Source organism: Nakamurella sp. (assembly GCF_048594475.1).
GTDB lineage: Bacteria > Actinomycetota > Actinomycetes > Mycobacteriales > Nakamurellaceae > Nakamurella.
Genome location: NZ_JBMDXT010000180.1, coordinates 1 through 14,451, shown reverse-complemented (window position 1 = coordinate 14,451; position 14,451 = coordinate 1). Strand labels below are relative to the sequence as shown.

The window sequence follows — 14,451 nt, the reverse complement described above, 5'->3', positions numbered from 1 at the left end:
CCGCCGGCGGGGTGCACGACGCCGGAGTGCGCCGGGCCGGCGGACGGGTCCCGCTCGGCGGCCGGCAGGCACGGCCGGGCCGACGACGCGTCGGGATCGGCGAGCAGGGCGTCCACCGCCGCGTCGATCATCCCGGCCACGCGGTCCAGGGCGTGCCGGCCGAGCACCGTGCTGTCGCTGATCAGCTCGAAGGCGTCCGGTGACGCGATGACCGACAGCGGGAACTCCGTGGCCCCCTCGCCGAGCGTCGACGTCACGGCCGGGGCCGGGCCGGCCGCCGTCGATTCCTCGATCGCCGCCGCGCGGGCCGCCGCGGGCCGGTCCAGATCCTGGTAGTTGAAGAGGATCTCGACCACCCGGCGGCCGGCCTCGCGCTGGATGGCCGGCAGCGGGTACCGGCGGTGCGGCCAGAGCCGGACCTCGCGGTCGAACACCCGCCGGGCCAGCTCGCGCCAGCTGCCGGTGATCCGGTCGTGGCCGAACGGCACGGTGTTGAGGAACATGCCCAGCATCCGGTCGGCGCCGGCCAGCTCGGGCCGGGTGTCGCAGACCAGCCCGGAGGCGTAGGCCGCGTCGCCGGTCAGCTGGCCGATCACCTTGAGGTGGATCGCGTGCAGCACGGCCTTGAGCGGCACGCCGGTCTCCCGGGCGACGTCCCGCAGCCGGTCGATCCGGCCGGCCAGGTCGACCCGGGCCCGGCTCGGCGTGGCCGGGCCGTCGTCCTGCCAGCCGGCCGGCACCCGGGCGGCCGGGTAGTCGGCGGTGACCCCGCGCCAGAAGGCGGCGTCGTCCGGGTCGGCCAGCGCGGCCAGCTCGGCCGCGACGAAGTCCGCGTACCGCACGCCGGGCGCCGCCGGCGGCGACGCCGGCGCGCCGTCCCGGACCTGCGCGTAGGTGTCCAGCAGCTCCTCGACCAGCAGCCGCAGGCTCCACCCCTCGGTCACGGCATGGCTGATGGCGATCGTGAGCCACCAGGTCCGGTCGTCCTCCAGGTGGGCGGTCAGCCGCAGTTGCGGTGCCCGGGCCGGGTCCAGCGGCGCGGATCCCTCGGCGGCCAGATGCTCCTCCAGCCGCCGGCGGGCGGTGGCGGCGTCCAGGCCGCGCCCGTCGACGACGGTCACCGGCAGGGTGACCCGCTCGTGCACCAGCTGCAGCGGAACCGAGAACCCTGATAGCGCAAAGGATGTCCGCAGCGTGTCGTGGCGGCCGAGCACCAGGTCGACCGCCGCCTGCAGGGCGTCCGGGTCCAGCGGCCGGTCCGCGCGGATCCGGTGGGCCAGCACGCTGTGGTAGGCCGCCCGGCCGTCCGCGGCGCGGGATGCCACCATCTCGGCCACCATGCCCAGTTGCACCTGCGTCATCGGGTAGGCGTCGGTGAGCCCGCCCGGCAGGGCCGCCCGGTCGTCCGGGTCCAGCAGCGCGAACGGGTCGACGGCCGCCGGATCGGGCGCGGCGGCCGGCTCGAGGCCGGCCGCCAGGGCCCGGACGGTGCGCCGCAGGAACAGGTCCCGCACCGTCACGGCGTAGCCGGCGGCGCGCAGATCGCCGACCAGGCCGACCGCGCTGAGCGAATCCCCGCCGCGGTCGAAGAAGTCGTCGTCGCGACCGATCTCGGCGCCCAGCCGACCGCTCCAGACCCGGGCCAGGAACTGCTCGGTGGGACCCTCCGGCGGGGCCGACGGACCGCCCGCGGCGTCCGCCGGGGCGGGCAGGGCCCGGTGGTCGAGCTTGCCGTTGGGCGTGATCGGCAGGGCGTCGACGGGAACGAACGCGGCCGGGATCATCGGCGCCGGCAGCTGCCGGGCGCAGGACGCCCGCAGGTCCGCCGGGTCGATCGGACCGACCACCCAGGCGGTCAGCCGGCCGTCCCGGACGAGCACCGCGGCGTCGCGGGCACCGGCCTCGATCAGGACGGCCCGGATCTCACCGGGCTCCACCCGGTGACCGCGGACGGTCACCTGCTCGTCGGCCCGGCCCAGGCAGTCCAGCAGCCCGCCGGGCAGCCAGCGGCCCAGATCTCCGGTGCGGTAGAGCCGCGTCCCGGGCGGGCCGAACGGGTCCGGCCGGAACCGGTCGGCGGTGAGCCCGGGCCGGCCGGCGTAGCCGATGGCGACCCCGGGGCCGCCGACCCAGATCTCGCCGGGCGCCCCGGCCGGGACCGGCTGCATCGCGGCATCCAGGACATAGGCGGTCGTTCCGGGCAGCGGCCGGCCGATCGGGATGCGGCCGGCCGGCTCTCCCACCGGCAGCGCGAACGCGGAGTTGGCCACGGTGATCTCGGTCGGCCCGTACTCGTTGACCAGGCCGCCGTCGCCGAGCGCGGCCGACCAGCGGGCGGCCAGGTCGGCGGGCAGCGCCTCGCCGCCGACCAGGTACACCGGGGCCGCCGCCGCGGCCGCGACCGCGCCGATCTGCTCGTCCAGCAGGTGCAGGTGGGCCGGCGTGAGCGAGACGAAGCCGAACGGGCCGGCCGCGGCGAGCCAGCCGCCGAGGTCGGCCAGCTCCAGCTCGGCCGGGGCCAGGGTGAGGACGCGGCCGGTGCACAGCGGGCCCCACAGCACGGTCATCGAGAAGTCGACCGCGGGCGAGGAGAACAGGGGCGCCCCGCCCGGACCCCGGGTGGCCAGGCCGGTCGCCCACGGGTGCAGGTACGCCCACAGGTTGCGGTGGCTGGTCAGTACCCCCTTGGGCCGGCCGGTGGACCCCGAGGTGAAGATGACGTACGCCGGCAGGTCCGGATCGGGGCCGGGATCGGGCACTGGATCGGGCACCGTGCCTCGACCCGCCGGGGCGGGGGCGGACAGCTCGGCCACCGTCACCGCCGGCACGCCGAGATCCTCGGTGCGGTCGGCGATCAGCGCCTCGGCCCGGACGTCGGCCAGCATCCCGGCGAGCCGGCCGGCCGGGTGGGCCGGATCGAGCGGGACGAACGCCGCCCCGGCCCGCCAGATGCCGAGCAGAGCGGCCACCAGGTCCGGCCCACGGTCCAGCAGGACGCCGACCATCGCCCCGGCCCCGATCCCGCGGGCCGCCAGCCCACCGGCGATCCGGGCCGCCCGCTCGTCGAGCTCGGCGTAGCTCCAGGCCCCGCCGGGGAACCGCAGCGCGGTCGCGGTGGGGGTCGCGGCGACCTGGGCCGCGAACGCGGCCGGCGCGGTGGTGCCGGCCGGCTCGACCCGGTCGCCGGGCGGCCACTCGCGCACGACCCGGGCCCGCTCGGCCGGGGTCAGGAACGTCGCCCGCGCATCGCCGTCGGGGTCGGCGGCGATCGCCTCGAGCACGGCCCGGTAGGTGGCCGCGAGCCGCTCGAGCGCGGGCGCGCCGATCCGGTCGGCCGCCGCGGCCAGGTGGATCAGCCCGCCGACGGTGCTGACGGTCAGCGGGAACTCGGTGGCCACGGCCCCGTCCTCGGCGGCGTCGGTCACGGCGCCCGCCGCCCCGGACGCGGCCGGGTCGGCCCCGACATCGACCAGGTCGTCGTCGATCTGATGGAAGTCGTTGAAGTCGAACAGCACCTCCAGCAGCGGCCCCTGCCCGGCGTGGCCGGCGGCCGCGGTGATCGCGGCCAGCGGGTACCGGCGGTGCGGCCAGATCGCCAGCTCGGCGGCGAACACCGACCGGACCAGGTCGGCCCAGGTGCGGGCGCCGGTGCGGTGCGGGAACGGCAGCGTATTGATGTACATGCCCAGCACCCGCTCCGCGCCGGCCGCCTCCGGGCGGGCGTCGGCGACCAGGCCGGAGCAGAACTCGTCGAGCTCGGTGAGCTGGCTGAGCACCTTCAGGTGGGCCGCGTGCAGCACGGCCTTGACCGACGTCCCGCAGCGCGCGGCCAGCGACCGCAGCGCCGCGTCCAGGTCCCGGTAGGAGACCGCGGCGTGCCGGGTCACCCGGCCGGCCGGGCCGGTGCCCGCCGCCGCCCAGGCGTCCGGCAGGCGCACCGGCGGGTGGTCGACGACCAGGTCGCGCCAGTGGGCGCGCTCGGCCGGATCGGCGAGGGCCGCCCGTTCCGCCGCGACGAAATCGGCGAACCGGACCGCGGGAGCGGGACCGGCGGCCGGGTCGGCGTCCGGCGCCGAACCCGCGTGGCGGTGGTAGCCAGCGACGACGCCGGCCAGCAGCGAGTTGAGATCCCAGCCACCGACGACGAGGTGGCTGACGGTCAGGGTCAGCCACCACGCCTGCCGGTCCTGGTGGGCGGTGACCCGCAGCAGCGGGGCCCGGTCCAGGTCCAGGCCGGCGGCCCGCTCCGCGGCGGCGAATCCGGCCAGGTCGGGGCCGTCCCCACCGGACCCGACAGCGAGCCCGGCCGCGGACCCCACAGTGTCCGGGACGACCCGGACCGGCACCGTGGCGGCGGCGTGCACGAGCTGCAGGGGCACCGTGTACCCGGTCAGGTGCACCGAGGTGCGCAGCACCTCGTGCCGGGCGACCAGGTCGGACACGGCGTGGGACAGTGCGTCCGGGTCGACCGGCCGCTCGTCCCGGATGCGGAACGAGGCGACGATCGTGTACATCGACCGGTCCGGACCGGCCTGCGCCTCCACCGTCATGCCGATCTGGGCCGCGGTGGCCGGGTACGCGTCGACCACGTCGGCCGGCAGCCGCTCCCGGTCGGCCGGGTCGAGCAGCGCGAACGGGGCGACGGGCGCCGGTGTCTCGGGGACCGGCACTCCTGGCCCGCCGGCGCGGGCCCGGAGCTCGGCGGCCAGCCGGCCGATGGTCTGCAGCGCGAACACGTCCCGGACGTCGAGATCCAGGCCCGCCGCGCGCAGGGCGCCGACCAGGGCCACCGCGCGCAGCGAGTCGCCGCCGACGTCGAAGAAGGAGTCGTCCACGCCCACCCGGTCCAGGCCGAGGGCGGCCGTCCACCCGGCGGCCAGCTGCTGCTCCAGCGGCGTCCGCGGGGCGACGAACGGGGTCCGCCGGGCCAGCGCGTCGAAGCCCGGCCGGGGCAGGGCGGCCTTGTCCAGCTTCCCGTTGGTCGTGGTGGGCAGCCGGGGCACGGTGACCAGCGCGGCCGGCACCATGTACTCGGGCAGCCCGCGGCGCACCCGGTCCTGCAGGTCGGCCGGGTGCAGGTCGGCGCCCGGTGCGGGCACGACGTAGCCGACCAGGCTCTGCTCGAGCAGCAGGACGACCGCGTCGGCCACCCCGGGCAGGTCGGCCAGCGCCGCGGCGATCTCGCCGAGCTCGACCCGGTACCCGCGGATCTTGACCTGGTCGTCGGCCCGGCCCAGGCTCTCGATGGTGCCGTCGGCCAGCCGGCGGCCGATGTCCCCGGAGCGGTACAGCCGGCCGCCGGGCTCGGCGGCGAACGGGTCGGGACCGAACCGGTCCGCGGTCAGGGCCGGCCGGCTCAGGTAGCCGCAGGCCAGACCGGCTCCGCCGACATGGATCTCGCCCGGCACGCCGATCGGCACCGGCTGCCCGTTGGGATCGAGCACGTGCATCGTCCACCCCGGCAGGGGCAGCCCGACCCGGCTGATCTCGGGGGTGTCGAGGTCGGCGTCGACGACCCGGTGGTAGCTGGAATGCACCGTCGTCTCGGTGATCCCGTAGAGATTGAGCAGCACCGGCCGGTCCAGGCCCACCCGCCGCACCCAGGGGCGCAGCGCGGCGAAGTCGAGCCGCTCGCCGCCGAAGACCACCGCCCGCAGGGCGAGCCGGTCGATGCGCGGATCGCCGTCGGCGGCCGCGGCGACCAGCGACCGGAACGCCGACGGCGTCTGGCTCAGGACGGTCACCCGTTCCGCGACGAGCAGGTCGAGGAACGCGTCCGGGTTGCGGGTCACGTCCGCCGGCACCACGACGAGGGTGCCACCGTGCCGCAGCGCCCCCCACATCTCCCAGACCGACACGTCGAACGCGTACGAGTGGAACAGCGTCCAGACGTCGTCCGGACCCATGCCGAGCCGGTCCCGGGTGGCCGCGAACAGCGCGTCGACGTTCGCGTGGGTCAGCAGCACGCCCTTGGGCCGGCCGGTCGATCCCGACGTGTAGATGGCGTAGATCAGGTTGTCCGGGGTGGCGACGGCGACCGGATCGGTCTCCGGCTCGCCGTCGAGGGCGGCGGCGACGGTCTCGGTGCCCCACCGCAGGACGGTCACCGCCGAGTCGATCGGGTCGGTGTCGGTGTCGCTGTCGGTGTCGCCGTCGGTGTCGGTGTCGCTGTCGGTGTCGCGGTCGGTGATCAGCAACCGGGCGCCGGAGTCGGCGAGCATGAACGCCCGGCGGTCGGCCGGCGTCGCCGGGTCGATCGGCAGGTAGCCGGCGCCGGACTTGAGCACGCCGAGCACGATCGGCAGCAGATCGGCCCCCCGGGCCACGCTCACCGCGACCAGCTCGTCCGGGACCACCCCGCGGGCCCGCAGGTGATGGGCCAACCGGTTGGCCTGCGCGTTGACCTGTGCGTAGCTGCGCCGGTCGGATCCGCAGACCACCGCGGTGGCGTCCGGACGGGTGGCGGCGACGGCGGCGAACCGCTCGTGCAGCAGGGCCGGGGCGGGCGCCGGATTCCGGCTTGCCGGATTCCAGTCGTACAGCAGCTTCTCGCGCTCCCCCGCGGGCAGGTACACCGCCCCGGCGTCACCGTCCGGGTCGGCCGCCATGGCCTCCAGCACGGCCCGGTACATGTCCGACAGCCGGTCCATGTCGGCGCGGCCGATCACCGCGGTGGTGCTGCTCAGGCCGAGCAGGCCGCCCAGCGTGGTCACGTTCAGGTCGAATTCGGTCGGGCTGTTGGCGATGGTCGCGTCTAGGTCGACGGCCTCGCCCCGGGCCACGTGGAAGTCCAGGTAGGTGAAGATGACGGACAGCAGCGGGCTGCCGCCGGCCTGCCGCTGGATCGCGGGCAGCGGCAGCCGCCGGTGAGCGAACGCCGACAGCTCGTCGGCGAAGACCCGCCGGACCAGCTCGGTCCAGCTGCCGGTCGGCCGGGACGCCGGGAACGGCAGCGTGTTCAGGTGCATGCCGAGCACCCGGTCGGACCCTTCGGCCTCCGGTCGGGTGTCCCAGACCAGGCCGGTGCAGAACCGGTCCTGGGCGGTCAGCTGGCTCAGCACCTTCAGGTGTGCGGCCAGGAATACCGCCTTCATCGACACCCGGGCCCGCACGGCCAAGGCCCGCAGGCCGGCCTCCACGGATTCGAGCCGGACGCCGCCGAGGATCATCTCCGGCACCACCGGCCGGCGCGGCCGCCAGGTCGCCGGCAGCTCCAGCCGGGGGTGCTCGGCGACCAGGTCGGCCCAGAAGGCGCGGTCGTCCGGCGAGTCGAGCGCGGCCAGCTCGGCCGCAATGAAGTCGGCGTAGCGCACCGCCGGTGGCCGGGGGTGCTCCGGGACCCGCCCGTCGCGGCGGTCCCGGTAGTCGGCCAGCAGCTCCATCAGCATGCGGTGGTAGCTCCAGCCCTCGGTGATCGCGTGGGACTGGGTGAAGGTCAGCCGCCAGCGGTCGTCGGTCAGCCGGTGCACGGTGAACCGGGTCAGCGGTGCGACCGCGAGGTCGAACAGCTCCCGGCCCTGCTCGGCGACGAACGCCTCCAGCGCGCGGCGCTGCCCGTCCGCGTCGACCTGGCGCAGGTCCACGATGCGGATCGGCACCGCGCAGGTGGCGTGCACCAGCTGCACCGGCACCGAGTAGCCGGTGAGATCGATCGAGGTGCGCAGGGTCTCGTGCCGGGTCGGCAGGTCGGCGACCGCCGCCCGGAACGCGCCCTCGACCCAGGGCTCGTCCTGCACCAGGAAGGAGTTGACGCTCTGGTAGGCGTTGACGTCGCCGTCGGTCAGGGTCTGCACGACCATGCCGAGCTGCACCTGGGACAGCGGGTAGGCGTCGGTCAGCCCGCCCGGCAGCCGGGACCGGTCGGCCGCGGACAGCAGGGCGAACGGGGCGACCGGCACCAGGTCGGCCGGCGCCGGACGGCCGGTGAGCCGTTCGGCGAGCCCGGCGACGGTCTGCTGCTCGAAGACGTCCCGTACGGTCGCCGGGAACCCGGCCGCCCGCATCCGGGTGACCAGCGTGAGCACCCGGATGGAGTCCCCGCCGAGCTGGAAGAAGCTGTCCTCGACGCCGATTTCGGGCAGGTCGAGCACGTCCCGCCACACCTGGACGAGCCGGGCCTCGACGTCGGTGCGCGCGGCGACGGCGGCCCGCAGCGCCGGCATCGCCGCGCGGTCGGGGGCGTCCAGCGCGGACCGGTCGATCTTGCCGGTGGCGGTCAGCGGCAGGACGTCACGGAAGGTCACGGCGGCCGGCACCATGTACTCCGGCAGCCGGTCGGCGCACCAGCGGACGACGGTGGCGGCGTCCAGCGCGTCCGTCCCGTCCTCGTTCACCGGGGCGTCGGGGTCCCGCACGACGGTGGCCATCAGCACGTCGCCGTCGTGCACGGTGACGACCGCGTCCCGCACCCCGGGGCAGCGCCGCACCTGCGCGGCGATCTCCCCCGGTTCGATCCGGTAGCCCCGGATCTTGACCTGGTCGTCGATGCGGCCCAGCACCTCCAGGGTGCCGTCGGGCAGCAGGCGGCCCAGGTCGCCGCTGCGGTAGAGCCGGGATCCGGGCGACCCGAACGGGTTCGGCACGAACCGGGTCGCGGTCAGGTCGGGGCGGCCGAGGTAGCCGCGGGCCAGACCATGCCCGGCCAGGTGGATCTCGCCGGGCACGCCGGTGGGCACCGGCTCCCCGGCGCGGTCCAGGACGACCATCCCGATGCCGGCGAACGGGTGACCGGCCCGGTTCAGGCCGCTGGTCACGTCGGCCGGCTCGAACTGCTGGGCGGCGCTCTCCACCGTGGTCTCGGTGATGCCGTACAGGTTGAACAGGCGCGGCCGCTGCCAGCCGTGCCGCTCCGTCCACGGCGTCAGCTCGGCCGGGGCCGGCCGCTCCCCGGCCAGCAGCACGGTGCGCAGGGCCAGCCGGTCGACCCGCGGATCGTCCTGGGCCGCCAGCTGCACCAGGCCGCGGAACGCCGACGGCGTCTGGTCCAGCACGGTGACGCCGTGCCGGACGAGGGCGTCCAGCAGGTCGTCCGGCGACCGGACGGTGGTCCACGGCAGCACGGCCACCCGACCGCCGACCAGCAGCGCGCCGAAGATCTCCCAGACCGACACGTCGAAGGCGAACGAGTGCGCGGCGGCCCAGACGTCGGTGGATCCGAAGCCGAACCGGTCACCGGCCGCGGCCAGGAATCGCAGGACGTTGGCGTGGGTGGCCATGACGCCCTTGGGGGCGCCGGTGGAGCCCGACGTGTACATCACGTAGGCCAGCGCATCGGGGTCGAGATCGGGCACCGTGAAGAGGGTGTCGCCGGCCACCGGCGCGTCCGGGTCGATCGTGACCAGCCGGCCGGGCAGCAGCGGGGCCAGCGCGGCGGCGTTCGCCGGGTCGGTGACCAGGGCCGCGACCCCGGCGTCGGCGAGCAGGAAGGCGATTCGCTCGGGCGGCAGGGTGGGCTCGATGGGCAGGTACGCCGATCCGCTCGCCAGCACGCCCAGCAGGGCCGGCACCAGCGCCGGCCCGCGGTCCAGGCAGACCGCCACGAGCCGCTCGGGGCCGGCGCCCAGGACGGTCAACCGGCCGGCGAGGTCGCCGGCCCTGGCCGCCAACTCGCGGTAGGTCAGCGTGTGGTCGCCGCAGTGCACCGCCGGCGCGTCCGGGGTGCGGTCCACCTGCGCGGCGAACGCCGCCGGGACGGAGGGCGCGACGACCGGGTCGGCGCCGGCGGCCAGACCGCGCAGCGCGGCGGCCCGTTCGGCGGCCGGTAGCCGGACGGCCCGGGCGTCGCCGTCCGGATCGTCGGCCATCGCCTCCAGCACGGCCCGGTACATCCCGAGGATGCGCTCGGCCCCGGTACGGTGCAACGTCCCCGGGTGCGCGGTGAGGTGGATGTGCCCGCCCCGGCTGGACACCGACAGGCCGAACTCGGTGACGCTGTCGTCCAGGGTCGCCGGGTGGTCGATCAGCCCCGCGTCCAGCTGCCGGAAGTCCTGGTAGTTGAAGTAGACGTCGACCAGCGCGTCGGCGCCGACCGCGCGCTGGATGGCCGGCAGCGGGAACCGGCGGTGCGGCCAGAGCTCGATCTCCCGGTCGAGCACCTGACGCACCAGCGCGCGCCAGGTCCGGGCGGTGCGGTCGTGTACGAACGGCAGCGTGTTGATGTACATGCCGTAGACCCGGTCGGCCCCGGCCACTTCCGGCCGGCCGTCGCAGACCAGCCCGGCGGTGAACCGGGGTTCGGGGGTCAGCTGGCCGAGCACCGTGAGGTGGGCGGCCAGCATGACCGCCTTGAGCGAGGCGCCGGCCGCGCGGGCCAGCCGGCGCAGGGCGGGGTCGAGGTCGTGCACCGGCACGGCGACGACGTAGGACTCGGTGAGCGGGTCGGCCGCCGGGTCCGGGTCGCCCCACCCGGCGGGCAGGCTGAACTTGGGCACCGCGGCGACCCGCTCCCAGTACTCCCGGTCGGCCGGCGAGTCGAGCGCGGCCAGTTCGGCGGCGACGAAGTCAGCGAACCGGACCGCGGGCGCGGTCACCGGTTCGGGGGTCCCGCCGTCCCGGAGCTGCCGGTACAGCCCGAGCAGCTCCATCACCAGGCTGTGGTGGCTCCAGCCCTCCAGGATCGGGTGGCACTCGGTGACCGACAGCCACCACGCCCCGGCATCGCCGCCGTGGGCGGCGATCCGCAACAGGGCCGGGGTGCGGACGTCGAAGACGTCGGCGCGCTCGGCGGTCTGGAAGGCACGCAGGGCGGCGCACACCGCATCCCCGTCCAGGCCGGACAGATCGTGCACCCGGACCGGCAGGGACGCGCTCGCGTAGACCAGTTGCAGGGGGCGCCGGAAGCCGTCCAGGTCGAATCCCGTGCGCAGCACCTCGTGCCGGCGGGTCAGTTCGGCGGCGGCCGCGCGCAGGGCGGCCCCGGACACCGGGCGGTCGTCCAGGATCCGGAACGAGGTCACGTTGTGGTAAGGGTGGCGCTCGTCGTCGGCGAGCATCGACACCAGCATGCCCAGCTGGGCCTGGGCGACTGGGTAGGCGTCGACGACCTCGGGCGGCAGCAGGTCCCGCTCGTCCGCGTCGAGCAGCGCGAACGGGGCCACCGGCGGAACGATCGCGCCGGCCGGCCGGTCCGGCCCGCCGGGCACGGATCCCGGCGCGCGGGTCGCGGCACCGGTCAGGTGGGCGGCCAGCTCGGCCACGGTGCGGTGCGCGAACAGGTCGCGGACGCTGACCGGCCGGCCGGCGGCGGACAGCGCCCCGGCCAGGGCGACCGCCCGGATGGAGTCGCCGCCCAGGTCGAAGAAGCCGTCGGTGGCGCCGACCAGCGGCACCTCCAGGACCTCCCGCCAGACCTGCGCGAGCTCGCGTTCGAGGTCGGTCCGCGGGGCGACGAAACCGCTGGCGGCCGTGTCGGCGCGATCGGGGGCGGGCAGCGCCCGCTTGTCCAGCTTGCCGTTGGTGGTCAGCGGCAGGGCGGCCAGGCCCACGAAGGCGGACGGGATCATGTACTCCGGCAGCGTGCGGGCCAGCTCCGCCCGCAACGCCGCCGGGTCCGGGCGGTGACCGTCCCGCGGCACCAGGTAGGCGACCAGCCGCCGGTCCCCGGGCGCGGGCTCACGGACCACGACCACGGCCTCGGCCACCTCCGGGTGGGCGGCGATGGCCAGCTGGATCTCGGCGAGTTCGATGCGGAACCCGCGGATCTTGACCTGGTCGTCGATGCGCCCGTCGAAGTGCAGGCCGCCGTCCGGCCCGCGGTGGGCCAGATCGCCGCTGCGGTACAGCCGGCCGCCGGGCGCGCCGAACGGGTCGGGGACGAAGCGGGCGGCGGTGAGGTCGGGCCGGTTCAGGTACCCCCGGGTGACCCCAGGCCCGCCGACATGGATCTCGCCCGGCACCCCGGTCGGCACCGGACGGCCGGCCGGGTCGAGCAGGTAGATCCGCAGGTCGTCCAGCGGCTCCCCCACCGGGTTGCCCTGCGGCGCGGCCAGATCGGCCGGCCGGGTCGCGTAATAGCTGGAGTGCACCGTGGTCTCGGTGATGCCGTACATGTTGGCCAGCCGGGTGGTGGCCAGGTCCCGGCGGGCCACCCAGGGCGCCAGGTCGGCGAAGTCGAGCTTCTCGCCGGCGAAGACGACGGCCCGGACGGCCAGCCGGTCGATCCGGTCGTCCCCGGCGCCGGCCAGCGCGACCAGGCCGCGGAACGCGGTCGGCGTCTGGTTGAGCATGGTGACCCGGTGCCGGACCAGCAGGTCGAGGAAGTCGTCCGGGGATCGGGTGACGGCGGCCGGCACCACGACCAGGGTGCCGCCGAACAGCAGGGCGCCCCACAGTTCCCAGACCGAGACGTCGAAGGCGTACGAGTGGAACAGTGGCCAGACGTCCCGGTCGGTGAACCCGTACAGCTCCCGGCCGCGGTTCAGCAGCCGGACGACGTTGGCATGGGTGACGCAGACGCCCTTGGGGCGCCCGGTGGAGCCGGAGGTGTAGATGACGTAGGCCAGGTTGTCCGGCCGGGCCCGGGACACCGGGTCGTCGGCCGGTTCGTCCTGCCAGAGCAGCCGGTCGAGCAGGACGACCACGACGCCGGCCCCGACCGACCCGAGCCGCGGCCGCAGGTCGGAGGTGGTGACGATGATCCGGGCCCGCGCGTCGGCGACCATGTAGGCCAGCCGGTCACCCGGCTGGGCCGGGTCCAGCGGCAGGTAGGCGGCATCGGCCTTGAGCACGCCCAGCAGCGCCGGCACCAGGGCCGGGCCGCGGGTCAGGCAAACCCCGACGATCGATTCCGGCCCGGCCCCGAGCCCGCGCAGGTGGTGCGCGAGCCGGTTGGCCCGGGCGTTCAGCTCGGCGTAGGTCAGCCGGGTCGCCGGCGCACCGTCGACACCGTCGATCACGACCGCCGGCGCGTCGGGCCGGGTGCCGACCCGGTCACGCCAGAGGTGGTGCAGGCACGCGGGAACCGGCTCGTTGTCGACCGGCGCGTGCGGCGGCACCAGCCGGGCCAGCTCCGCCTCGTCGAGCAGCGGTACCGCCGAGAGCCGCAGCCCGGGGTCGGCGGTGACGGCGGCGAGCAGCCGCTGGAGGTGGCCCACCATCCGCCGGATGGTCGAGCGGTCGAACAGCGCGGTGGCGTACTCCAGCACGCCGGCCGGCCGGGCCGCGTCCCATTCCAGCTGCAGGGTGAGATCGAAGCGGGCGACCGGGGACTCGGCGCCGGCCGGGGTCACGTCCAGGCCCGGCAGGTCGAAGGCGGCGCGCCGCGATTCCTGCATCGCGAAGGCGACCTGGAACAGCGGGGTGCGGGAGAGGTCCCGCTCGGGCTGCAGGTCGTCGACCAGCTGCGCGAACGGCACGCCCACGTGGGCGAACGCGGCACCGGCCCGGGACCGGTTGGCCGTCAGCAGATCCCGGAAGGTCGGGTCGCCGGACCAGCGGCCGCGCAGCACCAGGCTGTTGATGCCGTAGCCGATCAGCTCCTGCAGCTCCGGCCGGTTCCGGGTGCTGACCACCGTGCCCACCGGGATGTCGGTGCGGCCGGTGTACCGGGCCAGCAGCACCTGGAAGGCACTGAGCAGCACCATGAACGGGGTGGTGTCGGTGCGCCGGGCCAGGTCGGTCACCGCGGCGGCGACGGCCGGCGGGACGGTGAACTCCTCGCCGGCGCCGTGCCAGTCGCGCCGGGCCGGCCGCGGCCGGTCGGCGGGCAGCTCCAGCGGGGTCAGGTCGGCCAGCTCGGACCGCCAGAACGCGAGGTCGGCGCCGTGGTCGCGGCCGGCCTCGGCCGCCGCGTGGTCGGCCCACTGGACCGGCAGCGGGGCCGGCCGGCGCCCCCGGTAGGCGTCGTGCAGATCGGCCAGGAACACCCGGATCGACCAGTCGTCGCAGGCGATGTGATGGAACAGCACGGTCAGCAGGTGCTCGTCCGGCCCGACGGCGACGAGCTGCACCCGGATCGGCCAGTCCCGCTCCAGGTCGAAGGGCCGCCCGCAGAAGCGGTAGGCCAGGTCGGCGGCCCGGGCCCCGGAACCGGCACCGGCGCCGGGTGTGTCGCCGACCGCGACGAACTCGAAGGCGACCGGCCCGGCCGGGTCGACCACCTGTTCCGGGCGATGGTCGACCAGCCGGTACCGGGTGCGCAGGATCTCGTGCCGGGCGACGACGGCGTCGATGGCCGCCCGCAGCCGGCCGACGTCCAGCGGGCCGGCCAGCCGCAGGACCAGCGGGGCGGCGTACTCCCAGCTGTCCGGTTCCAGCCGGGACAGGAACCACATCTGCCGCTGCCCCGCGGACAGGGGCAGGTGGGCCGGTCGCGGCGGCCCGGCCCGGCCGGCGGCCGGTTCGGTGACCGCCGCGGCGGTCCGGCCGGCCAGCCGCTGCCGCAGCAGCCGGGCCCGGATCGCGGCGGCCCCGTCGGAATGGTCGTCCGCCGGATGCCCGGCGGCGGCCGGGTCG

1 protein-coding gene is annotated in these 14,451 nt (G+C 76.0%); it reads right to left on the bottom strand.

Translation table 11 applies throughout. The features are described 5' to 3' along the window. The coding region (locus ACOJUF_RS08800; protein ID WP_420121485.1) for an amino acid adenylation domain-containing protein at window positions 1-14,451 on the bottom strand (14,451 nt) is incomplete at both ends.